Below are 23,733 nucleotides of genomic sequence, written 5' to 3' on the forward strand. Positions count from 1 at the left end.
GGAGCGCTCACCTGTGCCGGTCGCGCCTCATGACGCGGCGCAGCACGAACACGGCGAGGGCGCCCGCCGCGACCACCAGCAGCGCGGGCCGCCTGCGGGCCTGCGTGGTGACCTTGTCGGCCGCGTCCTTCACCTGGTCGGGCGTGACCTCGCGGACCTTGGTCGTGACCGTCCCCGCGACCTCACCGGCCTTGGTCGTGACCGTCCCCGCGACCTCACCGGCCTTGGCCGTGACCGTCCCGGCCATCTCACTGGCCTTGCCGGTGACCGTGCCCGCCATCTCGCCCGCCTTGGCCTTGGCGGTCTCGGCCGCGTCACCGGCGCGGTGCTTCACGTCCGCCTTGTGCGCCAGCTCGGCCACGGTGTGGCCCAGCTGCCCGCGGGTCTCCTCGATGCGCTTACGCACTCGTCCCTCCTCGTCGTCGTCCTCGCCGTCCCGGCCGTCCCGGCCGCGACGTCCCGTCGTCGTCTCGCGCGCCTGTCCTGAGTTGGCGCCTGTGCCCGTACCGGAGCCGTGCCTGGCTTCCGGTGTCACCTGCTGCGGGCCCTGGGAGCGGGCTTCCCCCTCGCGGCCCTCGATGGCGTCCGTGCGCTCGTCACGCACCAGCGGCTCGGGGTCGAACGTCTCGTGCCCCGCCCGGTCCTCCTCGGCCTTGAGGGCGTTCTCCGCCGCGCCGGCCCGGGTCTGGGGCACGTTGATCGACTCCTCGTCGGTCGGCATGCCCACGGTCGTCCTGTGGGCGCCGACGTCCCCGGCGTGCTGGCCGCTGCTGTATCCGGGATCCGTCTCGCTCATCGCCGCACCTTCTCCTTGACCACGTCGATGTCGGCCTTCACGCTCTCGATGGCCTCGCTCGGCATCGGAGGCTTGGCCCGTTCCACCTGCTTCTTGCCGACCAGCCCCACCACGGCCGCGATGACGAACAGCGCGCCCGCCACCACCGCGGTGGCCGCCCACGCGGGCATGACCAGTGCCAGGAGCAGCGCGACGGCGGCGACCAGCGCGGCGCCGCCGAAGAACGCGAGCATCCCCGCCGCACCGAACAGGCCCGCGCCGAACCCGGCGTGCCTGCCCTTCTCGGCCAGCTCCAGCCGCGCCAGCCGCAGCTCGTCCTTGACGAGCCGGGTGACCTGCTCGGACAGATCATTGACCAGTTTGTGGGTCTCGTTCACGTCCTCGCCTCCTCTGACGAGGAAGGCGCCTACCCACCGGATCGCCCTTCTATCACGGGCGTTCGGCCATGCCCTGGAGCGCGGCGCAGCGGATCGCGGGGCCGCGGCTGCGTGTGACGGCGGCCCCGTCGGCTCAGCGGCCCCTCAGCGCCTGGCGGCGGCCTTCAGGAAGTGGCCGATGACGGAGACGATCGGCGACTTGATCGGCGACTCGGGGACGTCGCACCAGTCGGCCGGGCGCTCCGGCTTGCTCCACGGGGACGGGAGCTCGCACGAGGGAGCCTGCGGCTCGGGCCGCTCACACCACGATCCGGGAGGGTTCATACGTTCACCGTACAACCGGCCCATGATCATGCCCCGCCTTGACCGTACGACCGTCCACAAACCGTACGATCGTCCACTTATCATGGGACGACGTGGTCGGGCACGGCGATCGGGAGGATCGGGGATGGCGGGTACACGCGTCGACAGGCGCGTCGAGCGGGGCAACGAGAGCCGTCGGCTGGTCCTGGGCCACGCGGCGAAGGTGGCTTCGGTGGAGGGCCTGGAGGGCCTGTCGCTCGGCCGGCTCGCCGGGGAGCTCGGCCTCAGCAAGAGCGGGGTCTTCGCGCTCTTCGGCGCCAAGGAGGAGCTCCAGCTCGCGACGGTCCGCGCGGCCGCCGAGGTGTACGTCGAGCACGTCGTCCGCCCGGCCCTGCGGGCGCCGGCCGGGCTGGGCAGGGTGTGGCGGCTGTGCCAGAGCTGGCTGGCCTACTCCGAGCAGCGCGTCTTCCCGGGGGGCTGCTTCTTCTACGCCGTCGCCGCCGAGTTCGACGCCCGCGAGGGCGCGGTGCGCGACGCGATCGCGCGGGCCCAGGCCGACTGGGTCCGCTTCGTGGAGCAGACGATCACCGAGGCGCTGGACCTCGGCGAGGCGAAGCGGGACACCGACGTGCCCCAGCTCGCCTTCGAGGTCATCGCCCTGCTCGAAGCGGCCAACGGCCTGTCGCTGCTGCACGGCGACCCGGCCTGCTACCGCCGCGCCGCCACGGCCGTGCTGAGCCGGCTGCGCGCCGTCGCCACCGACCCCTCCGCGCTGCCCGCCGCCCCCTGACCCGGGCGACTCCGGCCCAGCTCACCAGCCGATCTCAGTGGGCGGCCTCACCGGGCGGCCTCACTGGGCGGGCTCACCGGGCGGGCTGGCGGTCGCTCTCGGGGGCCACGAAGTCCAGCACCGTCCGGACCACCTCGGGGTCGCCGAGCATGCGGCGGTGGCCGAGCCCCCGCGTGGTGATCAGCCGGGCCTGCTCCCCGAACGCGGCGACGACGCGGCTCGCCTCGGTCGGCGTGACCATGTCGTCGTCCTCGTCGTGGAGGACCAGGATCGGGACGCGCAGCTCCTCGGGGCGGTCCAGCACCGAGAAGCGGGTCCAGATGGCCGGCTCACCGGGGAAGAGGTCCCGCTCGATCCGGCCGCGCAGCTCATCCTTCACCGGCTCGGACAGCCCGAGCTTGGCGCAGAACGCGTCGAGGAGGTACCCGAAGTCCACGACGCCGCCGAGGGCGACCACCCGCTCGGCCCGGACTCCGTGCCGCAGCGCGAAGAACGAGGCCAGCACGCCCAGGGAGTGCGCGACGACGGCGTCGAAGTCGCCGTAGCGGTCGTGCAGCCGGGTGATGATGTCGCGGTATTCGAGGATGGTGGTGGTCCGGCCGGTGGCCTCCCCGTGGCCGGGCGCGTCGAAGGCGACGACGCTGTGCCCGCGCCGCAGAAGGCCGGGGAGGAGATCGGCGCAGCGGCTGCCCCGCGACTGCCAGCCGTGCGCGAACAGGACCGGCCGCGTGCCGTCGCCCCAGAGGTAGGTGACGGCGGTCTTGCCGTTGACCTCCAGCGAGCCGGTGCGCGCGGCGGCGACCATCTCCCGCTCGCCGGGCCGCAGTCTGCCGCGCGCGAGCGGCGCCCGGAACAGCGCGAAGGCCCCCGCCCCGGCCAGCCGGGCCGAGACCCTGGACACACCGTTGAGCGCCGCCCCGACGACCGCCACACTGGATCCCATGCCGACTCCCCTGTTCCGTTGGCTGATGGCGAGATATTAGCACGACCGTGCGTGCTATTTTATGCCCACCGGCCGAGCCTGCGGCCGTCCGCACGCGCATGTCCGCGTCCCGGTGATGCGCCAGAATGAATGATCATCATTCGGACAGAGGAATCCCCCCGTGAAGCACATCATCGCCGGCGTGAGCACCGTGGCCATGACCGCCACCCTCCTCAGCGCCGCGTCCCCTCCCGCGCACGCCGCCGCGGCGGCCGACCCCGTCAAGGCTCTGCAGCGTCAGATGGTGGCCGGGAAGGGCGTGCGGTTCACCGACGTCACGTCGTACGTGAAGTTCGACGGCAGGACGCCCTACCTCCGGCGCACCGGCGCGCTGCAGTTCGGCAGGACCGGGATCGTCGCTTCGGACATCACCGCGAAACCCCTCGAAGCACCCGACGTCCCAGGAGGCCTGACGGCTCTCGCCGAGCCGGAACGGACGATCACCGTCGGCAGGAAGAGCTACAACACCGCCGCTCCCATCTACGGCGACCTGCCCAAGGGCAAGACCTGGTTCGTCCCCAGGAAGACGGTCACCAACGGCATGAGCGGGAGGTACGGCCAGGTCGTGAATCCCGCCGAGCCGGCCACACTGAAAGCGCTGATCAGTGGCGGCAGGCGGGCGGGGCGCACCTACTCCGGCCACATCACCCTCGCCAGGCTGTGGAAGATCTCCCCCTGGTACCGGACCACCGTGGTGGTGGAGGAGAAGGGCGACGACGCGCTGGAGTACAAGCTCACGCTGGGATCCGGCGGCCTGCCCGAGCGGCTCGTCACGTCGTACCCGGCCACGGCCTTCCTCGTCCCCGCCGTGGCGGGAGAGGACAGTATCGCCGTCGAGACCCGCTACACGGGGTGGGGCAGCCGCGTGCGCATCACTCCGCCCCCGGCCGCCAAGGTGTACATCGCTCCCTCCCGCGGCGACCGCCGTAAGTGAGCACGGCCCGGCCGGCGCGCAGGACCTCGTCGCGGCGCGTCGCGTGCGACGAGGCCCTGCGCGCCGGCACCAGGCTTCAGAAGCCGATCAGCTCCGGCGCCCCGGTGACGCGCCGCAGCATGCCGGGCAGAACGGCCGCCAGCCGGGCCGTCATCTCGGGCGGCATGTCGAGGCGCACCTCGAAAGCGGTCTCGGTCTCCAGCGCGTCGGCGGCCTCGGGGGTCAGCTCCAGCCGGAGCACCTCGCCGTCGAGCGTGATGGAGCGCATGCCTCCACCAGTGCCACGCGTGCCCCCGCGCGACGCCCAGAGGGCGTTCGCGGAGCAGCCCACCAGAAGGCACTCCGGCTCGTCCGCCTGCCCCGTCAGGTAGACGTCGTGCAGGTCGGGCTCCTGGTGATGCTCGAAGACGTGGGCGGTCATGGCCGTGGCCGGGCGGTAGGCCAGCTCGCCGGTGATCGGCGCAGGCGGCGGGGGCGGCGGCTCGTGGTCGCTGTGGCGGTGCCGGCGGTGGCGGCGGTCGCCGTACGCGGTGGGCAGCGCGATGGGCGCGGCGGTGGGGAGCGCGGCGAGCAACCAGCCGGGGGGCTCCTCGTGGGGAAACAGGGTCAGCTCCGCCAGCGCCGCCGGCGCCGGCACGTCCGCGAACGGCGGCGCGGAGGAGTCGACATGGCCGGTGTAGCCCCTGCTCCCGGCTGTGAACTCCAGCTCGCAGGTGAACCAGGTGCCGGCATCGGCTCGGTAGGACAGCTCGCGCAGCCGCTGGAACTGCTCGTCGACGCCCTCGGCGGCGACCTCGCGGCCGTCGCAGATCAGGGTGGTCAGCGCGTGCGCGCCGACCTGGGAACGGCGGACGGTGAGCCGGGACCAGCCCGGCGGGGCGGCGGCGCGGGCCAGGTCGCCGATCGTCATCCGCATGCGGTGGCCCTCGTCAGGCCGGGCGGGCCAGTTGTGGCGATGGGACATCATGATCGTCCTTCCTGGGCGGAGCCGCCGGTGAGCCGGTCGTGCAGCCGGCGGATCTCGCGGAGCACACCGCTGTTCCCCTTGCGGGCGGCCATGTCGCGTACCTCGGGGATCTCGCCGTGCGCGCCGCACCACTCGGCGGCCACGACGGCGAGCCTGACGAACTCGGCCAGGCCGTTGTGCGGGCGCCCGCCGGAAGCGGGCAGCAGCACAGGCAGCGCCGCGGCGGCGATCCGCCACACGGAGGCGTGGGCGCCCCGCCTGGCCGCGGCGTCGAGCGCGGCGACCATGTCGACCATCCTGACCTCTCCGCTCGCCACGAGGAGCCCGGCCTGGCGGCCGATCTCGGAGGCGGGCAGTTCGTCCCGCGCGGCGGCCTCCAGCAGGACGTCGACCGACTCGGGCATCCGCGGGTCGCCCAGGACGCGGGCGAGCACCACCGCGCACGCCGCACCGGCCGGCCCGTCGGCCCGGACGAGAGCACGGGCCTGCTCCGGTCCGATGGCGGGAGCGCCCCAGTGGCGTGCGAGCACGTACGGCATGAAGGAGGCGGCGGCGACCTCGCGGTGCGAAGGCAGGGTGGAGGCCCACCAGTCGCTGTGCTGTGCCCCGGACGAGTGGCGGGGGACGCCGAGCATCAGGTCCACCAGCGGCAGGCCGGTCAGCTCAACGGTGGTCTCCACCACCGGACGCGCGGCGTGGTGATGGCCGCGGTCGTGCCAGTCATGGTCGTCGCCGTGGTCGCCGCAGGTCCACCCCAGCTTGATCTCGACCTCCGGGCACGTCCACCCGGCGACGATCCGGCCCGCGGCGGAGGTCAGGCGAGCCGCCCGCTCCGCCACCCCGGGCTCGGAGACGCGTGGCAGCCGTAGCAGCGCCTGCTGAAGGTCGGCGGCCGGCGGCTTGGCCCCGGCCGCCTCGACGACCTCCAGCCGCCGGACCAACTCGGCCGCCGCCACGTGTCCCGTGCTGTGCGTGGGCGTGGCGAGCAGCAGCGGCGGGAGGGTGTCCTGCTCGACGGCCCGCAGGATCTCGGCCACGCGGTGCAGCAGGAGCCGGTGCGGCGCGGGCAGGCGGGTCTTCGGCATGAAGCGCCGCCAGGCGTCCCGGACGGGCGCGGTCGCGGTGAGGGAGTGCATCGCGCCCTGGAGCCACTCCTCGGCCCGTTCCCAGCTCTCCCCGTGGTACGCCCCGGTATACGCGCCGATCATCAGCGGCCGTAGCGTCGCCTTCATGGCTGCCCGGTCACGGGACGCGAGCGTGACGAACCCGGCCAGCAGCCGCTCCCACGCCTGCCACGAGTACGTCCCTTCCGCGCTCGGCCGGACGAACTCCTCGACGGTTTCGATCGGGGGTTCGACGCCGCGGACGCGTTCGGCCGGGTCGGGCAGCGACGGTACGAACGAGGGCGCAGCCTCGGCCACGCTTCCCCCGAACACCGCGGCCGCCCGGTGGCCGGGTTCGGGCGCGAGCAGCTCGATCGCCTCCCGTACGGTGGCGCGCCCCTCCTCGCTCATGCCCTCCGCGTGGGCGAGGGCCAGCCCGACGGCCGTCTCCTGGAGCTCGATGGAGTCGGCCCCGAACGCGCGGGCCAGCGGCGCGGCCACCATGCCGGCCAGCGCGGACGTGTGACGGACAGAGCGGTCCAGCCACGACAGCCCGGCGCGCACCAGCTTGCGCTCGGAGCGGAACAGCAGCGAGTCCCACGCCTCGGCGAGATCGTCGGCGCCCAGGTCGTCGCAGGCGCGCAGGCGCTTCATGGCCAGCTCGGCGACCGGACCGGGCGATGCGGGCAGCAGGCGCAGATAGTCGCGAGCGCGGGAGGCCGTCTCGGTGGGAGAAGGGTTCAGAGCCTCGTGCAGATGGACGAAGAACCGCAGGTCTCGTGCTGTGCCACCGAGCAGGAAGCGGCGCACGCAGCCTTCGATCAGCGCCTCGCGCTTCACCCGCCCCGCCTCGGCCAGCTCCGTCAGAGCGCCGAGCCAGCCCTCTCCAGGGTCCTTCTCCCACTGGAGCACCCGCCCCACGCCCTGGGCCTCGAACAGCCGCGGGAGCAGCTGGTCGAGCAGCGGGTCGTCGCCCAGTCGCGACGGCCCGCGCTCCACCCATCCGGCCACCAGCGGGTCGTGCGGCGGCGGCTCGACGCCGGTCTCGCGGAGCAGCGCCAGGGCGAGCGGCATGCCGCGGTCGTCCGAGGCGCGGATGCGCAGCGTCAGCCGCTCGGCCAGGTCGGCACGCCAGGCGGCGGGCCGGTCCGCGATCACCGTGAGGATGAGGTCCACGTCGTTGTCGGGGCCGGCCCATTGCGGCGCGAAGTCGCGCCGGTACAGCCAGGACGCCACGGCCGCCGCGCCGCCGAAGGTGGCGGCGCCCGCCACCCGCAGCACCGGCGCGTAGTCGACCAGGCCGTCGTCCCACTGATCGAACCAGCCCCGCAGCTCCTTGCGCAGTGCCGGTAATCGGGCCGCGACGTCCGCGCGGGCCACGTCGTCCAGCGCCTTGACCCGCTCGGCGAGCCGGTCGGCGTGCCGCTTCTCGATCAGCTTCCTGATCTCGTCCCAGTGATCCATGGCGGGGACAGTAACCAGCGGTGCCGACACTTCTGGGTACGGCGGCCACTCCCACCCGCTCGCTCCATGGGCAGCAGCCGCTCTGCGGCGGGTGGTCAATCGCTCCGGTCGCCGGGGTCGGGCTTCTGCCTCTGGCGGCGCCGGCCGGGCAACGGCGGGTGGGCGATCTTCCCGATGACGTCGCGGGGCTGCCACTCCAGCCCCCCGGGCAGGTTCCAGCCCCGCCAGTAGGAAATCAGGTCACGGGTGGCCCCGCCGCCGACGGCGGTGACGGTCCCCAGGAGGACGGCCGGCAGCCAGGCGAGCCCGGTCGCCAGGGTGCGCTGCGCCCCCGCGGCGGCCCACACGCACAGCGCGATCGCGTCCAGCACGTAGAAGAACCGGCTCCAGTCCTCCTCGGTGAACGCCAGCAGGAACGCCACCACGGCCCCGGCCAGAGCGATGGGGATGTAGAGCGGGTTGGTCAGGGCAAGGGGCGGCCCGTGCTGGAGGAGCACATCGCGGATCAGGCCGCCACCGAGCCCGGACACCGTCCCGATCACCACATACCCGAACAGGTCCAGCTCGCGCCTGCGCGCCACCGACCCACCGAGCAACGCGTTGATGAACACCCCGATCAGGTCCAGCACGGTCGTGATCATTTCGATCCGCACAGGCAGGAGCGTAGAGAGCACGACCGGCGCGGACGGCAGGGCCGCCTACGGCCTTGCCGAAGCCATTGCCGGACCCCTGACCTGATCGAGCGGCCACGGCGGAAACATCCCTGAGCGTTACCCACGGCGTGGATGGGGAGCAGCCGATGTCAGGCGGGAAGACGAGCGCGAGCCGGGTGCTGGCCGAGCTGGACACGATCCGCGCCGACCTGGAGGACTGCTATCGCGACGTGCACGCCCATCCCGAGCTCGGACACCAGGAGAGGCGCACCTCCGCCAAGGTGGCCGGGCGGCTCCGGGCGTGCGGGTACGAGGTGCACGAGCACGTCGGCGGCACGGGCGTGGTCGGCGTGCTGGTCAACGGCACCGGCCCGGGGGTGCTGTTCCGCGCCGACATGGACGCCCTGCCGATCAAGGAGCGGACCGGCCTGCCGTACGCGAGCACGGCCACCGACGGCGACGGCCGGCCGGTCATGCACGCCTGCGGCCACGACATGCACGTCACCTGCCTGCTCGGCGCGGCGCGGCTGCTGGCCCAGGTCAAGGACGCCTGGAGCGGCACGTTCATCGCGCTGTTCCAGCCCGCCGAGGAACCCGGTGACGGCGCCGACCGCATGATCGCCGACGGGCTGACCGACCGCGTCCCCCGTCCGGTCGTGTGCCTGGCCCAGCACGTCCTGCCCTATCCCGCCGGGCGGGTGCTGACCCGACCGGGGCCGGCGCTGTCGGCCGCCGACAACTACCGGGTCACCCTGTACGGGCGCTCGGCCCACGGCTCGGCGCTGGACAAGGGCGTCGATCCGGTGGTGATGGCCTCGATGCTCGTGGTCCGGCTGCAGACGGTCGTCTCCCGCGAGGTGGCCCCGCTCAGCCCGGCGGTGCTCACCGTGGGCAGCATCCACGCCGGCACCAACCCCAACAACATCCCGGAGTCGGCCGAGATCCAGCTCAACGTCCGCACCTCCGGAGCGGGGCGCTGGACCTGCAGACGGCCAGCGAGGACTTCAGCGAGATCCCGAAGGCGTTCGGCGTGCCGTTCACCTACTGGGGCATCGGCTGCGTGGATCCCGCCGCCTTCGAGACCGCGGCCCGCAGGGGCACCCTGGCCACCGACATCCCGGTCAACCACAGCGCCGCCTCCGCACCCGTCATCCAGCCCACCCTGGACACCGGCGTCCAGGCCGCGGTGGTCGCCGCCCTCGCCTACCTCGGCACCGAACAGGAGTGACGTTCGAGGAGTTGCCCAAGAATCATCCCTCGGGTGTCGATTCGGGGCCCGTCGCGCTCGTCGCACCAGTAGGCGAGCCCATCCGGGCTCCACATGATGGGATGGTCGACATGGCGAAGTATCTGATCCTCATCTACGGCGACGAGCGGAAGTGGGCCGCGATGTCCGCCCAGGAGCGGCAGGAACTCGCCGAGGGTCATCGTGCGCTCGTCGCGGCGGCCGGTCCCGCGGTCCTCGACACGCATGAGCTGGAGCCGGCGAGCGTCGCCACCACGCTGCGCGCGGACGCCGCGGGCCGGGCCACCACGACGGACGGACCGTTCCTCGAGACCAAGGAGGCGGTGGGCGGCTACTACCTGATCGAAGCCGGCGACCTCGACGAGGTGATGACCCTGGCCACACGGCTGTACGAGGCCTCCGCCGGTCACAGCGGGGTGGAGATCCGCCCGGTGGTGGAGCACGGATGACCGAGGAGGTCGTCGCGGCGGTCGCGCAGGCGCACCGCCGCGAATGGTCCCGGGTGCTGGCCGCCACGGCCCACCTGACCCGGGACCTCGATCTCGCGGAGGAGTGCGCGCAGGAGGCGTACGCGCAGGCGTTGCGGAGCTGGGTGTCCTCGGGCATTCCCGATCGCCCCGGCGCCTGGCTGACGACCACCGCGCGCAACCGGGCCCGTGACGTGTTGCGCCGTGAGGCGGTGGCGCGGAGGGCGCTGCCGCTGCTCGTCGCGGACGAGTCGGTGCCCGGCCCCGAGGACGCCCTCGACGACGACCGTCTGCGGCTCGTGTTCACCTGCTGTCATCCCGCCCTGTCCCGTGACGCCCAGATCGCCCTGACGCTGCGGCTGGTGTGCGGTCTGTCGACGGCCGAGGTGGCCCGCGCGTTCCTGGTGCCCGAGGCCACCATGGCCGCGCGCGTCACCCGCGCCAAGAAGAAGATCGCCGTGGCGCGGATCCCGTACCGCGTGCCGTCGCCGGACCAGCTCGCCGAACGCGTCAGCGCCGTCCTGGAGGTCGTACATCTGATCTTCACCACCGGCCATACGGCGCCGGTCGGCTCCCACCTTGTTCGCCGGGACCTGGTGGACGGCGCGCTGAGCCTGGCGCGCCTGCTGCACCTCCTCATGCCGAACGACGCCGAGATCAGTGCCCTGCTCGCCCTCATGCTGCTCATCGACGCGCGTGCGGACACCCGGCTGTCCCCCACGGGTCGCCTGCTGCTGCTCTCGGAGCAGGACCGCACGCGCTGGGACCACCGGCTGATCGACGAGGGCACGGGCCTGCTGACCGACGCGTTGCGCCGGCGACAACCGACGAGGTACGCCGTCGAGGCCGCGATCGCCGCGGTGCACGCGGAGGCGCCGACCTGGCAGGACACCGACTGGAGGGAGATCGTCGGGCTGTACGACGTCCTGCTTCGGCTGTGGCCCTCACCGGTGGTGGAGCTCAACCGTGCCGTGGCCGTGGGCCTGCGCGACGGCCCGCGGGCCGGCCTCGACGCGCTGACGCCGCTGTTCGCCGATCCGGCGCTGGCCACCTACGGCTACCTGAGCGCCGCCCGCGCCGACTTCCTGCGGCAGCTGCGCCGATGGTCGCAGGCGGCCGAGGCGTACGAGGAGGCCCTGACCCTGAGCGACAACGACGTCGAACGCGCCTTCCTCGCCGAACGGCTCGATGAGATCCGGCTCCACCTGGAACAGTGAGTCAGCCGCCTGACCGAGCCGGCTTCGCGCGGGTCAGCGGTCCTCGAAGGAGGCGGGGACCATGACGCGGACGCCGTTGGGGACCACGCGGAGGCGGATCGGGGTGCGCAGCCGTACCTCGCCGTCCACGTCCGCCGCCATCGGCGGGTCGGTCTCCAGCAGCATCTCGCGGCCCACGACGAAGGGACCGCCGGCGAGGCTGCGCCAGCGGCCCGTCGTGGCGCGGGCCAGTGTCTCGCCGAGCAGCCGCAGCTTCTTGCCGGACCCGAGCTGGTAGGCCACGAGCATGCCGTTGTCGATGCTGATGTCCTTGGCGACCTGCCAGCCGCCGTGGAAGCGGCCGTTGGCGATGTTGAGCTGGTGGGTGAGCAGCTCGTGCCGCTGGTCGTCGACCGTGATGTAGGCCCGGAACGGCCGGTGCCCCGGCAGGACCGTGAGGGCGGTGAGCGGGTAGGCGGGGCGGCCGAGGATGCGCTTGAGCCACGGCTTGACCTTGCCGGCCACCTCGACCGACACCCCGAAGCTGGCCAGGTTGGCGAACGGCCGGTCGTCGGCCATGCCCAGGTCGATGTCGGCGACCTTGCCCGTGTCGAACACCCGGATCGCGCCCTGCAGGTCGAGCGGCAGGCCGAGGCTGCGGGCGAAGTTGTTGGTGGTGCCGAGCGGCAGTACGCCGAGGGCGACGTCGCGGTGGGCGACGTGGCGGACGGCGGAGGAGAGCGTGCCGTCGCCGCCGCCGACGATGAGCAGGTCGGGGCGGGTGGCGAGCGCGGTGTCGAGCAGCTCTCGCAGCCGCTTGGGGTTGTAGACGCCGATCTCGGCCAGCGGCTCGAACCCGAGGTCGTGGAGCTGCTCGATCACCTCGACGTAGTGGCGCCGGCCACGGCGCGAGCGAGTGTTGATCACCACCGCCACGCGACGGTCCTTGCGGATCGCCTCGGTGTGCTCGGCCTTGGTGCGCAGTTCGCTCATGGTGTCCCATCGTAGGGCCGCCGGTCGCCCCGGCGGCCCTACGGACAGGGCCTGCAGATCCGGCCTACAGGGACAGGCCGGGATTCACTTCTTCGGCGGGATCACCTGGACGACGGCGCCCAGGTTGCCCGGCAGCGGGGAGACCAGCTTGAACTGGACGCCCAGGGCCTTGCCCTCGTCGCCGGGGTTGCCGGTGCCGAGCTTGTGGCCGTTGCCGAGGTCCGTGCCGTACAGCTCGGTGGCGGGGGTGCCGTCGAGGTGCACGACGCGGGTGCTGTACTGCTGGTCGCCCTTGGACGGCACCACCGTGGAGGCGTCGAAGTCGCGGTAGTACAGGCTGCCGTTCTGCACCTCGAAGCCCGGGTACCAGGTCTTGGCGTCGGTGAAGGCAGGCACGCCCTTCAGCGCGGGGACGTCCGTGCAGTACTCGCTGAACGGCTCGTCCGCGGCCTCCAGGCACTCCTTGAACGGGTACGTCTTGCCGAAGGAGAAGGCGGCGTTGGACGACTGCGAGCGGCCCTCCATGTTCTTGTGCCGGGTCGGGTCCTTGGCGGCCGCCGTGCCGGTGCGGCGCAGCGGGTCGTAGTGGGAGTCGACCACGAGGAGGCTGCCCTTGGAGCCGATGCTCGGCGAAAGCTCCAGGTTGTTGGCGATCGAGTTGTTGGTGAACGTGGAGTCGCGGTACCAGATCAGCAGGCCGGGGGCGTTGTACTTGACCTTCTGGACCTTCCACGCGCCGTCACGCGAGTACGTGCTGTCGTAGGCGAACTGCAGGCCCTTGTCGAACCCGTCGAAGTTGCGCCACTCGGCGAGGTAGAAGCGGGAGACCTCGCGAGAGCCGTTGTTGATGGTCCAGCCCTGGCCGCTGGTGTTGGTGAAGGTGCCGCCGGTGGCCTTCCACCCGTTGTCGCCGTTCTCGACGTCGTCGCTCCACACGGCGGTGCCGCCGTTGGTGAGCTGGAAGTCGTCGGCGTGCCAGCCGCGCGGGGTGAAGGCCGCGTCGCTGTTGTACGTCAGGCGGAGCTTGACACTCTTGCCCGCGAACGGCGTCAGGTTGACGTAGTCGTGCCGCCAGCCGTTGGTGTTGCCGGTGAGGCCGTACTTCTTGTTGCCGAACGTCTTGAGGTTCTTGTTCGGGTCCGGGTAGTCCTCGGCGGTGGTGACCTCGTTGCCCGCCTCGTCGTACACCTTCTGCTGCGCCCAGGTCTGGCCGCCGTCGGTGGACACCTCGACGAAGCCGAAGTCCCAGTCCTCCTCGATCTCGTAGTTGTTCCACATCCAGAAGCGGACGTCGGTGCCGGCGGGGACGGGCACGTCACGGGTGAGGTGGACGTTGGCCCATTCCTGGTCCATGCCGGACCACCACGCGTTGGCGCCGCTGTGCGGGTCGATCATCTTCAGCGGCGTGGAGGCGAGGTTGACGCGGACGCCGTCCTGGGTGAGCTTCGGCGTGCGCGACGACTGGCCGACGGTCACGAGCTTGGCGGCGTCGCCCGGCTCGAACACCTTCGGGTTGGCCCAGCCGAGCACCCACTTGTCCCAGAGGCCCATGTGGGTGGGCATCGACTGGAAGATCGGCCCGGAGTGGGAGCCGCTGGACATGAGGTCCCAGAAGTCCACGGCCGAGCTGGCGGCGCCGCTGGTGTCGTACAGGTCGGGCAGGCCGAGGTCGTGGCCGTACTCGTGGGCGAAGACGCCGACGCCGGAGTCCTCGGGCTGCACGATGTAGTTGGAGATCTTCTTGTCGGTGCCGGGGACCTGGTAGCCGCCGGCGACCGCGCTGGAGTGCGCCCAGATGGCGTACGTGCCCTCGGCGCCGCCGTCGGAGGACTTGTCCTTGCCGGCGTGGACGAGCACGAGGTGGTCGATCACGCCGTCGGGCTCGGCGTAGTTGCCGTCGCCGTCGGCGTCGGAGACGTCCTCGACGTCGTAGTCGGCCCAGGGGAAGCTCGGCTGGGTCTGGGAGAGGACGTTGACCGCGTCGATGGCGAGCTGGCCGGCCCCGGTCGGGTTGTCGGGGTGGCCGGACATGTCCTGGGGCGCGCCGCCGCAGGCCGCCGCGCCGTACCACGCCTCGGAGTGCGGCGCCTTGATCCAGCCGACGGCGGAGCCGGTGACGGAGTAGGCGCCCTTGGACATCTCCTCGTACATCTTCTTCATCGTGAAGCCGGAGATGTCGATGCCGGGCTTGCCGTCGCGCGGGTCCTTCAGGTCTGGGCGGACGCGCTCGGTGATGCCCTTGTCGGTGTAGAGCATCTTGTTGAAGTGCTCGGTGCTGAAGTCCTTGACCCAGAACGAGTTGTTGTCCTGGTGCGGCAGCGTGGCCGGGTCCGGGATCTTGTTGTGCAGCGGGCCGTTCTTCAGGGTGCCGGGCGGCTCGACGACGCAGTCGTCGGGGGCGCTGTCGGGGGTGGCCAGCCGGTTGAAGCCGGAGAAGTCGTCGTTGGCGTTCTCGTTGAACTCGACGAGCAGCGTGAGGAGCTTGGCGGTCTTTGACTGCTTCGCGTTCTTGAAGATGAATTCAGCGGGGTTTCGGCCCGTCTTGATGGCCTGCTGCTCGCGCGCCGCGAGGACGCGGGCGGCGGCGGGATTGCCCTCGATGTACTTCCGGTCGGCCTTCTGCGCCGGCGACTGGGCGCGGGCGCGCCTGCTGTTCGGGGACGGCGGGTCGCCCGGCTCGGGCTCGTCGCGCGGCGGCGCGTAGTTGATGTAGTAGTCGGCCGCGGTCGGCTCGTACACGGCCGCCGACGCTGCGGCCTGGGAGGTTGCCGCGGGGACTGTGAGCGCGGCAGCGAGCAGGGCCGCCGCCGGCATGGCTGTTAACAGGCGCTTCGTGCTGGGCACCAGGAACCCTCTCTGCCCGGGATCGCCGGGCGCATGGCCTTGGGGTGTGCAATGCCGGACGTTAGAGGGTGAGTAAAGCGGACGTAAAGGGCGTTGTTGAAATGTGATGTATTTAGGACAATTCAGAATAAGGGTCCGTGACCGCCCTAGCCCTGCTCTCCCTGAGGAGACCTGTGCGGGTAGTGCAGGTCGAAGGCGGGACGCTCCGATCGGATCGGCGGCATGGAGGTGAAGTTGTGCCGCGGCGGCGGGCACGAGGTGGCCCATTCGAGCGAGTTGCCGAAGCCCCACGGGTCGTCCACGGTCACGCGCGGCGCGGTGCGGGCGGTCTTCCAGACGTTGTGGAGGAACGGCAGCGTGGACAGCCCCAGCAGGAACGCGCCGAGTGACGAGATCTGGTTCAACGTGGTGAAGCCGTCGGCGGCGCCGTAGTCGGCGTAGCGGCGGGGCATGCCGAGCACGCCCAGCCAGTGCTGGACGAGGAAGGTCGTGTGGAAGCCGACGAACAGGGTCCAGAAGTGCACCTTGCCGAGCCGGTCGTTCAGCATGCGGCCGGTCATCTTGGGCCACCAGAAGTAGAAGCCCGCGAACATCGCGAACACCACCGTGCCGAACACCACATAGTGGAAGTGCGCCACCACGAAGTAGGTGTCACTGATGGGGAAGTCCAGCGGCGGCGAGGCGAGGATGACGCCGGTCAGGCCGCCCAGCAGGAACGTGACGAGGAAGCCGATCGCGAACAGCATCGGCGTCTGGAAACTGATGTGGCCGCGCCACATGGTGTCGATCCAGTTGAAGAACTTCACGCCGGTCGGCACGGCGATGAGGAAGGTCATGAACGAGAAGAACGGCAGCAGCACCTGGCCGGTGGGGAACATGTGGTGCGCCCACACGGTCATCGACAGGCCCGCGATGGCGATCGTCGCCCCCACCAGGCCCATGTAGCCGAACAGCGGCTTGCGGCTGAAGACGGGGATGACCTCGGTGACGATGCCGAAGAACGGCAGCGCGATGATGTAGACCTCGGGATGGCCGAAGAACCAGAACAGGTGCTGCCAGATCATGGGGCCGCCGTTCGCCCCGTCGAACACGTGCGTGCCGAGCTTGCGGTCCGACTCCAGCACGAGCAGCGCGGCGGCCAGCACGGGGAACGCCATGAGCACGAGCATGCTGGTCAGCAGGACGTTCCAGGTGAAGATCGGCATCCGGAACATCGTCATGCCCGGGGCGCGCATCCCGATGATCGTGGTGATGAAGTTGACCGACCCGAGGATCGTGCCCAGGCCCGACAGCGCGAGCCCCATGATCCACAGGTCGCCGCCCATGGTCGGCGAGTACGTCGCCGTGGACAGCGGCGTGTAGGCGAACCACCCGAAGTCGGCCGCGCCGCCCGGCGTGAAGAACCCGGCCACTGCGATCAGGCTGCCGAACAGGAACAGCCAGTACGCCACCGCGTTCAGCCGCGGGAACGCCACGTCCGGCGCGCCGATCTGTAAGGGCATCACCACGTTGGCGAACCCGGCGAACAGCGGCGTGGCGAACATGAGCAGCATCGCGGTGCCGTGCATCGTGAAGAGCTGGTTGTACTGGTGCTGGCTGACGAGCTGCATGCCCGGCTGGGCCAGCTCGGCCCTGATCACCATGGCCATGACCCCGGCCACCAGGAAGAAGGCGAACGACGTGATCAGGTAGAGGTAGCCGATGACCTTGTGGTCGGTCGTGGTGAGCCAGGAGACGATCACGGTGCCGGTACGGCGCCGCCTGACCTGGGCGATCGAGGTCTCGCGAACAGTCGTCACGACTGCTCCCTCCTGTGCGGAGTGGTGCCCTGCCTTGCCGGTCCCCCGGTGCCCCCCGATGCCCCTCCATTGCACGCCACCGATCGCTCCGCGTGAAGCCGTTCGCGCTGATTCGTCGCTGGCGGGCCGTCCACATGCCGAAACCGATTCCTGCTCCCGGAACCGCGTCTTCTATCCTTCGTATCCGACCCATCCGGAGGAGAAGATCTCGTGAACGCTCAGCGCGACTACGCCGAACTCGTCCAGCGTGGCCTCTCGCTCGACCTCACCCGCGGCAAGCCGTCCCCGCGCCAGCTGGATCTCTCCAACGACATGCTCCGTCTGCCGACGTCCTACCGCGCGGCCGACGGGACCGACGGCCGCAACTACGGCGGCCTCCAGGGCCTGCCCGAGCTGCGCCAGCTGTTCGCGCCGCTGGTCCAGGTGCCGGCCGGCCAACTCGTCGTCGGGGGCAACTCCAGCCTGGCCCTGATGCACGACACGGTCGCGTTCGCGCTGCTCGACGCGGTGCCGGGCGCCACGCGCCGCTGGGTGGAGGAGCCGAAGGTCACGTTCCTGTGCCCCGTGCCCGGATACGACCGGCACTTCACGATCACCGAGCGGTTCGGGATCACGATGGTGCCCGTCCCGATGAACGCCGACGGCCCCGACATGGACGTGGTCGAGCGTCTGGTGGCCACCGACGCGAGCGTCAAGGGCATGTGGTGCGTGCCGAAGTACAGCAACCCGTCCGGCGCCACCTACAGCGACGAGACGGTGCGCAGACTGGCCGCCATGCCGGCCGCCGCGCCCGACTTCCGGATCTTCTGGGACAACGCCTACGCGGTGCACCACCTCACCGACACCCCGGCGGAGCTGGCCGACCTGCTGGCGCTGGCCGCCGAGCACGGCCACGCCGACCGCGTCTTCGTCTACGCCTCCACCTCCAAGGTGACGCTGGCGGGCAGCGGCGTGTCCTTCTTCGGCTCCAGCCCGGCGAACGTCGAGTGGTTCCTGCACAACACCGGCAAGCAGTCCATCGGCCCCGACAAGATCAACCAGCTGCGTCACGTCGAGTTCCTGCGCGACGCCGAGGGCGTGGCCGCGCACATGCGGCGCCACGCCGAGCTGGTGTGGCCGAAGTTCGAGCTGGTCGACCGGGTGCTGACCAAGGAGCTGGGCGGCCTGGCCACCTGGACCAGCCCGATCGGCGGCTACTTCGTCAGCCTGGAGGTGCCGCACGCCGCCGAGGTGGTGGCCAAGGCCAAGGCGGCGGGCATCGCGCTCACCCCGGCCGGCGCCACCCACCCGTACGGCCAGGACCCCGACGACCGCGTGATCCGCATCGCGCCCACCTTCCCGGGGCTGGACGAGCTGGAGCAGGCCATCACCGGCCTCGCGGTGTGCGCGCGGCTCGTCGCCGACGAGCACGGCGCCTGACCCCCGGGTCCGCCCGGCCGGCGGGCTTCAGGCGCGACCGCCGCGCCTGAAGCCGAAGATGTAGTCGCGGGTCTCGCTCGGGTGCACCGAGACGCCGACGCCGGGCTCGAAGACCACGTTGTCGCGCGAGCAGTAACGCAGGCGCTCCCACACCTGCAGCGCCTGCTCGCGGGCGGGCGCCTCGGCCTCGTCCCGCCTGCGAGCCCCGTACGAGCCGAGCACCTGCAGCAGGCCGAACCCCCAGAACAGGCCGGTCAGGCAGAACGGGGCGAGCAGCACCTCGCCCCAGTTCGAGTCCTTGCCCATCGCGATCACCAGCGACACCACCAGGTGCACGAGGGCGGCCACGCCGAGCAGGATGTAGCCCTGGTTGCGCACCCAGGGCGCGTACTGGCGGCTGGGGAACGACATCCACACCGCGAGCTGCGTACGGCTCATCAGGTGCTTCGTGGCGCCCAGCGACACGGCGGCCGGCAGGTCGGCGATCTCGCGCTCCCCGGGAAGGCGGACGCGCCCGATCCGGTACGTGGTCCCCGCCGCCACCGCTCCCGGGACTGCGATGACCTGGTCAACCTGGGAACACACCGGACACGTCACTTCCACCCGGGCAGTCTGGCCTCAAGCCTCGATCCACGCAAACCGTAAGGTTCTTCATGTGAGACCCATAGACGCCTTGGTGAACGCGCTGCCCGCCGGCCGAGTCGTGACCGATCCCGACGTGGCCGCCTCCTACGCCCGTGACCGCACGTTCGTCGAGCCCGGCCAGCCCGTCGGCGTGGTGCTCGCCGCCTCCCGCGACGACGTCGTCGCGACGCTGCGCTGGGCCGGCGAGCACCGCGTCCCGGTCGTCCCGCGCGGCGCCGGCTCGGGCCTCGCCGGGGCGGCCACGGCCACCGAGGGCGCGCTCGTCCTGTCGCTGGCGCGCATGACGGCCATCAGGGAGCTGTCCCCCGCCGACGAGATCGCCGTCGTGGAGCCCGGCGTGATCACCGCCGACCTGGACAGGGCGGCCCGGGAGCACGGGCTCATGTACGCGCCGGACCCGTCGTCATACGAGATCTCCACGATCGGCGGGAACCTGGCGACCAACGCGGGCGGGCTGCGCTGCGTCAAGTACGGCGTGACGCGCGACTCCGCGCTGGGCCTGGAGGTGGTGCTGGCCGACGGCCGCGTCCTCCACACCGGCCGCCGCACGATGAAGGGCGTCACGGGCTACGACCTGACCGGGCTGTTCGTCGGCTCGGAGGGCACGCTCGGCGTCATCACCTCGGCCACGGTACGGCTGCGCCGCGCGCCCGCGGCCCCGCCGGCGACGTTCGCCGCGGAGTTCGGGTCGCTGCGCGCGGCGGGCGCGGCCGTGTCGGCCATCATGGCGGCCGGCTGCCAGCCGTCCCTGATGGAGCTGCTGGACCGGGCGACGCTGGAGGCGATCGACGACTGGCGCCACATCGGCCTGGAGCCCGGGGTGAACGCCATGCTCATCGGCCAGTCAGACGCCTCCGACGGCCAGGCCGCCGTCGAGCGGATGGAGCGGCTGTGCGTGCAGAACGGGGCGTCGTTCGTGGCCGTCTCCTCCAGCCCGCAGGAGACCGAGGAGCTGATCGGCGTGCGCCGCATGGCCTACGAGGCCAAGGAGCGGCTCGGGGCGTGCCTGGTGGAGGACGTGTGCGTGCCCCGCTCGGTGCTGCCCGAGATGATCGGCGCGATCGAGGCGGCCGGGGCCCGGCACGACGTGCGGATCTGCACGGTCGCGCACGCCGGCGACGGAAACCTGCACCCGGTGTTCATCTTCGAGCACGGCCTGGCCGAGCCGCCGGCGAGCGTGTGGGCGGCGGCCGACGAGGTCTTCACCCGGGCGCTGGAGCTCGGCGGCACGCTGACCGGCGAGCACGGGGTCGGCCTGCTCAAGCGCCGGTGGCTGGCGCTGGAGGCGGGGCCGGTCACGCGGGAGGTGCAGCACGGGATCAAGGCGGTGTTCGACCCGCTGGGCATCCTCAACCCGGGCAAGGCGATCTGAGCCGTTCCTCCGGATTCCGGGCATGACGACGGGCGTGGTCCTGGCCACAATCCGTACACAAACGCTGACATGAGCCGACAAATCGTGAAAGAAAACGCAAGGCCGGGCCACGCACCAAGCACCACGCTGGTAGCGTTCTGCCCCAGTTGTTGATAAATCATGCGTGGTCATGGGGGTTCAACGTGGATCAGTACCAGCCGTTGGCGGCGGACGACCCGCGACGGCTGGGGGCCTACGACCTCCTGGGCCGTCTCGGCGAGGGGGGCCAGGGAGTCGTCTATCTCGGCCGTAGCGACTCCGGCGAGCAGGTGGCGGTCAAGCTGCTGCACCATGCGGCGGTCGCCGACCCCGACGCCCGCACCCGCTTCCTGCGGGAGGTGGCCGTGGCCCAGCGGGTCGCCCGGTTCTGCACCGCCCCCGTGCTCCACGCCGACCTGGAGGGCAGCCGGCCGTACATCGTCAGCGAGTTCGTGCCCGGGCCGTCGCTGCGTGAGCTCGTCATCAACGAGGGGCCGCGCCGGGGGGCCGCCCTGGAGCGGCTGGCGATCAGCACCGCGACCGCGCTGGCGGCCATCCACCGGGCCGGGATCCTGCACCGCGACCTGAAGCCGGCCAACGTGCTCATGGGCCCCGAGGGCCCGGTCGTGATCGACTTCGGCATCGCGCGGGCGCTCGACTCGCCGGGCGCGACGGCCACCGGCATGGCCATGGGCACGCCGTCGTACCTCGCGCCGGAGCAGCTCAGCGGCTCCGCGGTGTCGGAGGCCGCGGACGTGTTCGCGTGGGGCGTCACCATGGTGTACGCCGCGACGGGCACGCCGGCGTTCGGCTCCGACTCCATCCCCGTGGTGATGAACCGCATCCTGCACGAGGAGCCGCAGCTCGGCGGGATGGACGGGACGCTCGGCGAGCTGGTGGCCCTGTGCCTGTCCAAGGACCCGGCGCTGCGGCCGAGCGCGGACGAGCTGATCGTGCGGCTCACCGGGCAGCCGGCGCCCAGGGCGGCGGTCGAGCCGGTCACGGGCAGCCAGGCCGTTCCGGGGAGCCAGGCCGTCCCCGGCGGGCCTCAGGTCGCCGGCCCGCACCAGACGGGCGCCCAGCTCCCCCACGTGCCGCAGCAGCCCGCGGGCCCGCACCCGAGCGGCCCGCACCCGAGCGGCCCGCACCCGAGCGGCCCGCACCCGAGCGGCCCGCACCCGAGCGGCCCGCACCCGAGCGGCCCGCACCCGAGCGGCCAGCACCCCGGCGCTCCTCAGCACGGCAGTCCTCAGCACGATGCTCCTCACCAGGGAGCCCCCCATCAGGGCGTTCCCCAGGCGGGTGGCCCTCAGCCCGGCGGTCCGCAGCCCGGTGGTCAGCACCCCGGCGCCCCGTACCCCGCCGGAGCTCAGCAGGCGGGCGCGCAGCATCCCGGCATGCCGCAGGCGGCGCCGGGCGGTCAGCCCGGCGCGGGCGGCGGTCACCCCGCGGCGCCCGGCGGAGGCCCTCAGGGTGCCTGGCCGGGCCGGGAGGCGCCCCCCTTCGGCCACCCCGGCACCCAGCACCCCGGAGCCGGACATCCCGGCGCCCAGCACCCCGCAGCCGGACACCCCGGCGCCCAAGGGCCGCACGGCGGCGGGAACGGCCCGGCCGGGCCCACCCGGCGGCAGGGCGGTCCCACCGGCCCCACCGGTCCGGGCGGGCAGAACGGACCGGACGGGGAGGGCGGTCAGGCGGCCAAGCATCGCCGCACCCTGACGTTCGCCCTCTCGGGCGCGGCCGCGGCGGCGCTCCTGGTCGTGGCCGGCGCGGTCGTCGTCCAGGCGAACGCCGACAAGCCCACCGAGGTCGTCGCCGTGGGCAACCGCTCGCAGGTGACGCCCACCGACGGCTCGGGCGGCGGCCAGCCCCTGGAGCCGCCGGCGGACGTGATCATCCCGGAGACGGACGACACGGTCCCGCCGCCGGAGCTGGAGGAGACGAATCCGTCGGAGACGGGAGCGGCGCAGAAGCAGCCGAGCCCGCTCCAGCCGATCCCCACCCAGGTCCAGATCCCGGCCACGGTCGCGCCTCCGCAGCACACGAAGGAGACCCCGGCCGACAAGACCTCCGAGCCCGCCACGAAGCCGACGAAGACCAAGAAGCCGGACAACCAGGTGGACCCGGCCACGGAGCCCACGAGCGGCGCGGACACCGGCACGGTCGAGCCGCCTCCGGCGCAGTCCACGGCCAGGCCGACCGCGAAGCCCACGGCCAGGCCCACCGTCAAGCCGACGGTCAAGCCGACCGCCAAGCCGACGGCCGCCCCGCTGAAGCCGAACCCGTACACGCCGGCGCAGGTGTGCGGCACGGGCTACAAGGTGATCGACAGCCACGCGCTGGGCGGCAGCGCGACCGTCTACCTGCTCTACGACACGGGTGCGGGCAAGAACTGCGTGGTCACCATGTCCAAGCTCGTGTATCCGGGCAAGGTCGCGATGAACGCCGTCCTCCAGGTGAAGGGCGGGTCCAGCGGCTCGAACCCCGGCAGCTTCACCGCGTACGCGGGGCCGGTGCGCCTGGGCGCCAAGAAGCAGTGCGTCATCTGGGGCGGCTCCTGGAAGACGCTGAGTTGGAAGTCCGGCTGGAGCCACTGCGGCTGAGGACCCGCCCCGCAGCGGCACGTGAGGGAAGGCCCGCCCGCGACGACCGTCGCGAGCGGGCCTTCCCCCTTTCGGCGGCCGGAGTTACGCTGTTGACGTGATCGTCAGGTCCGAGACGCTGACGGCCCGGGGCCGGCGCACCAGGGCCGCGCTGGTGCGGGCCGGCCGCGAGGCGTTCGACGAGCAGGGGTACGAGGCCGTGCGCGTCGACGACGTGTGCGCCAGGGCCGGCGTCTCGCACGGCACCTTCTACACGTACTTCGGGTCCAAGGAGGACCTCTTCCGCGAGGTGGCCGGCGCCGTGGTGGGCGAGATGTTCGCGGCGAGCGTGGTGGGCCCGGCGGCGCCCGGCGACCCGTACGCGCGCATCGAGGCGGCCAACCGGCTCTACCTGCGCGCCTGGTCGGCCAACTCCCGGCTGGTGCGGATGCTGGAGCAGGCCGCGGCCGAGGAGGGCCTGCGCGAGCTGCTGCTGGAGCTGCGGGAGGTGTTCGTGCGGCGCGGCGCCGACGGGCTGCGCCGCCTCCAGGAGCAGGGCCTGGCCGACCCGTCGCTCGATCCGCGGCTCACCGCCGTCATGCTGGGCGGCATGGTCGAGCACTTCGCGCGCGTCTGGCTCGACCTCGGCGAGCCCGCCGAGGAGCGCGCGGCCGTGGATCTGCTGACGAGGTTGTGGGCCCGGGCCATCGGGTTGACGCCGGCGTCGACTTCAGGGGAGGACACGTGATCACGAGCAGGATCGACCCGGCCGACCCCGAGCAC

Annotated in this window: 20 protein-coding genes; 9 read left to right on the top strand and 11 right to left on the bottom strand. The window is 72.0% G+C overall.

What is annotated here, in order from left to right; all coding sequences use genetic code 11:
* Nucleotides 1-7 precede the first annotated feature (7 nt).
* The 3 genes from MTP10_RS20845 to MTP10_RS20855 all read right to left on the bottom strand — a co-directional run bounded on the left by MTP10_RS20845 (nt 8) and on the right by MTP10_RS20855 (nt 1,497).
* Nucleotides 8-796, bottom strand: a complete 789-nt coding sequence (locus MTP10_RS20845) for a DUF3618 domain-containing protein (RefSeq protein WP_310711174.1) — start codon at nt 794-796, stop codon at nt 8-10.
* Entirely contained in the window at nt 793-1,173 is a 381-nt protein-coding gene (locus MTP10_RS20850; RefSeq protein WP_310711175.1) for a phage holin family protein, read from the bottom strand. The genes MTP10_RS20845 and MTP10_RS20850 overlap by 4 nt, the downstream gene beginning before the upstream one ends.
* A gap of 144 nt (nt 1,174-1,317) precedes the next feature.
* Entirely contained in the window at nt 1,318-1,497 is a 180-nt protein-coding gene (locus MTP10_RS20855) for a hypothetical protein (RefSeq protein WP_310711176.1), read from the bottom strand.
* Between the two features lie 124 nt (nt 1,498-1,621).
* On the opposite strand from MTP10_RS20855, the gene MTP10_RS20860 reads away from it, so the two are divergent.
* Nucleotides 1,622-2,266, top strand: coding sequence for a TetR family transcriptional regulator C-terminal domain-containing protein (locus tag MTP10_RS20860; protein ID WP_310711177.1), 645 nt, complete (start codon nt 1,622-1,624; stop codon nt 2,264-2,266).
* A 73-nt stretch (nt 2,267-2,339) separates the two neighbouring features.
* Here the strand turns inward: MTP10_RS20860 and MTP10_RS20865 are convergent, their stop codons facing one another.
* Nucleotides 2,340-3,209 carry an alpha/beta hydrolase gene (locus MTP10_RS20865; RefSeq protein ID WP_310711178.1) on the bottom strand — a complete coding sequence of 290 codons (870 nt, stop codon included), beginning with the start codon at nt 3,207-3,209 and terminating at the stop codon, nt 2,340-2,342.
* Nucleotides 3,210-3,369: 160 nt separating this feature from the next.
* Here MTP10_RS20865 and MTP10_RS20870 point away from each other — a divergent pair, with 160 nt between their 5' ends.
* Nucleotides 3,370-4,182, top strand: a complete 813-nt coding sequence (locus MTP10_RS20870) for a hypothetical protein (protein ID WP_310711179.1) — start codon at nt 3,370-3,372, stop codon at nt 4,180-4,182.
* Nucleotides 4,183-4,258: 76 nt separating this feature from the next.
* Here the strand turns inward: MTP10_RS20870 and MTP10_RS20875 are convergent, their stop codons facing one another.
* The 3 genes from MTP10_RS20875 to MTP10_RS20885 all read right to left on the bottom strand — a co-directional run bounded on the left by MTP10_RS20875 (nt 4,259) and on the right by MTP10_RS20885 (nt 8,369).
* Nucleotides 4,259-5,149, bottom strand: coding sequence for a hypothetical protein (locus MTP10_RS20875; RefSeq protein WP_310711180.1), 891 nt, complete (start codon nt 5,147-5,149; stop codon nt 4,259-4,261).
* A complete protein-coding gene (locus tag MTP10_RS20880; RefSeq protein WP_310711181.1) occupies nt 5,146-7,716 on the bottom strand; it encodes a DUF6493 family protein in 2,571 nt (856 codons plus the stop codon). The genes MTP10_RS20875 and MTP10_RS20880 overlap by 4 nt, the downstream gene beginning before the upstream one ends.
* A gap of 95 nt (nt 7,717-7,811) precedes the next feature.
* Nucleotides 7,812-8,369, bottom strand: coding sequence for a TRIC cation channel family protein (locus MTP10_RS20885; RefSeq protein ID WP_310711182.1), 558 nt, complete (start codon nt 8,367-8,369; stop codon nt 7,812-7,814).
* Nucleotides 8,370-8,515: 146 nt separating this feature from the next.
* Here MTP10_RS20885 and MTP10_RS20890 point away from each other — a divergent pair, with 146 nt between their 5' ends.
* Genes MTP10_RS20890 through MTP10_RS20900 form a run of 3 tightly spaced genes read left to right on the top strand, consistent with a single transcriptional unit; the run spans nt 8,516 to nt 11,299 of the window.
* Complete coding sequence (locus MTP10_RS20890) at nt 8,516-9,694, top strand: amidohydrolase (RefSeq protein WP_310711183.1); 1,179 nt, start codon at nt 8,516-8,518, stop codon at nt 9,692-9,694.
* 13 nt (nt 9,695-9,707) lie between these two features.
* Complete coding sequence (locus MTP10_RS20895; RefSeq protein ID WP_310711184.1) at nt 9,708-10,064, top strand: YciI family protein; 357 nt, start codon at nt 9,708-9,710, stop codon at nt 10,062-10,064.
* Nucleotides 10,061-11,299: a sigma-70 family RNA polymerase sigma factor gene (locus MTP10_RS20900; RefSeq protein WP_310711185.1), complete on the top strand. Its 1,239-nt coding sequence runs from the start codon at nt 10,061-10,063 to the stop codon at nt 11,297-11,299. Before MTP10_RS20895 ends, MTP10_RS20900 begins: the two co-directional genes overlap by 4 nt.
* Nucleotides 11,300-11,332: 33 nt before the next feature.
* Here the strand turns inward: MTP10_RS20900 and MTP10_RS20905 are convergent, their stop codons facing one another.
* From MTP10_RS20905 to ctaD, 3 genes are all read right to left on the bottom strand, one after another.
* Nucleotides 11,333-12,271 (bottom strand): diacylglycerol kinase family protein, encoded by a 939-nt coding sequence (locus MTP10_RS20905; protein WP_310711187.1) that lies wholly within the window; start codon nt 12,269-12,271, stop codon nt 11,333-11,335.
* Between the two features lie 84 nt (nt 12,272-12,355).
* Complete coding sequence (locus MTP10_RS20910) at nt 12,356-15,115, bottom strand: immune inhibitor A domain-containing protein (RefSeq protein ID WP_310711188.1); 2,760 nt, start codon at nt 15,113-15,115, stop codon at nt 12,356-12,358.
* 146 nt (nt 15,116-15,261) lie between these two features.
* Entirely contained in the window at nt 15,262-16,914 is a 1,653-nt protein-coding gene (ctaD, locus tag MTP10_RS20915; RefSeq protein ID WP_310711189.1) for a cytochrome c oxidase subunit I, read from the bottom strand.
* 210 nt (nt 16,915-17,124) lie between these two features.
* On the opposite strand from ctaD, the gene MTP10_RS20920 reads away from it, so the two are divergent.
* Nucleotides 17,125-18,333, top strand: coding sequence for an aminotransferase class I/II-fold pyridoxal phosphate-dependent enzyme (locus tag MTP10_RS20920; RefSeq protein WP_310711190.1), 1,209 nt, complete (start codon nt 17,125-17,127; stop codon nt 18,331-18,333).
* Nucleotides 18,334-18,360: 27 nt separating this feature from the next.
* Here the strand turns inward: MTP10_RS20920 and MTP10_RS20925 are convergent, their stop codons facing one another.
* Complete coding sequence (locus MTP10_RS20925; RefSeq protein WP_310711191.1) at nt 18,361-18,918, bottom strand: hypothetical protein; 558 nt, start codon at nt 18,916-18,918, stop codon at nt 18,361-18,363.
* 70 nt (nt 18,919-18,988) lie between these two features.
* On the opposite strand from MTP10_RS20925, the gene MTP10_RS20930 reads away from it, so the two are divergent.
* The 3 genes from MTP10_RS20930 to MTP10_RS20940 all read left to right on the top strand — a co-directional run bounded on the left by MTP10_RS20930 (nt 18,989) and on the right by MTP10_RS20940 (nt 23,698).
* Entirely contained in the window at nt 18,989-20,350 is a 1,362-nt protein-coding gene (locus MTP10_RS20930) for an FAD-linked oxidase C-terminal domain-containing protein (protein WP_310711192.1), read from the top strand.
* Nucleotides 20,351-20,532: 182 nt separating this feature from the next.
* Nucleotides 20,533-22,971, top strand: coding sequence for a protein kinase domain-containing protein (locus MTP10_RS20935; RefSeq protein ID WP_310711194.1), 2,439 nt, complete (start codon nt 20,533-20,535; stop codon nt 22,969-22,971).
* A gap of 97 nt (nt 22,972-23,068) precedes the next feature.
* A complete protein-coding gene (locus MTP10_RS20940) occupies nt 23,069-23,698 on the top strand; it encodes a TetR/AcrR family transcriptional regulator (RefSeq protein WP_310711195.1) in 630 nt (209 codons plus the stop codon).
* Nucleotides 23,699-23,733 lie beyond the last annotated feature (35 nt).

Source organism: Nonomuraea sp. 3-1Str, from assembly GCF_031570565.1.
Lineage (GTDB): Bacteria > Actinomycetota > Actinomycetes > Streptosporangiales > Streptosporangiaceae > Nonomuraea.

Excerpts from the sequence above, each read along its gene's own strand:
- MTP10_RS20845 (WP_310711174.1), bottom strand. The coding sequence starts at position 796 with ATGAGCGAGACGGATCCCGGATACAGCAGCGGCCAGCACGCCGGGGAC.
- MTP10_RS20855 (WP_310711176.1), bottom strand. The coding sequence starts at position 1,497 with ATGAACCCTCCCGGATCGTGGTGTGAGCGGCCCGAGCCGCAGGCTCCC.
- MTP10_RS20860 (WP_310711177.1), top strand. The coding sequence starts at position 1,622 with ATGGCGGGTACACGCGTCGACAGGCGCGTCGAGCGGGGCAACGAGAGC.
- MTP10_RS20865 (WP_310711178.1), bottom strand. The coding sequence starts at position 3,209 with ATGGGATCCAGTGTGGCGGTCGTCGGGGCGGCGCTCAACGGTGTGTCC.
- MTP10_RS20875 (WP_310711180.1), bottom strand. The coding sequence starts at position 5,149 with ATGATGTCCCATCGCCACAACTGGCCCGCCCGGCCTGACGAGGGCCAC.
- MTP10_RS20880 (WP_310711181.1), bottom strand. The coding sequence starts at position 7,716 with ATGGATCACTGGGACGAGATCAGGAAGCTGATCGAGAAGCGGCACGCC.
- MTP10_RS20890 (WP_310711183.1), top strand. The coding sequence starts at position 8,516 with ATGTCAGGCGGGAAGACGAGCGCGAGCCGGGTGCTGGCCGAGCTGGAC.
- MTP10_RS20895 (WP_310711184.1), top strand. The coding sequence starts at position 9,708 with ATGGCGAAGTATCTGATCCTCATCTACGGCGACGAGCGGAAGTGGGCC.
- MTP10_RS20900 (WP_310711185.1), top strand. The coding sequence starts at position 10,061 with ATGACCGAGGAGGTCGTCGCGGCGGTCGCGCAGGCGCACCGCCGCGAA.
- MTP10_RS20905 (WP_310711187.1), bottom strand. The coding sequence starts at position 12,271 with ATGAGCGAACTGCGCACCAAGGCCGAGCACACCGAGGCGATCCGCAAG.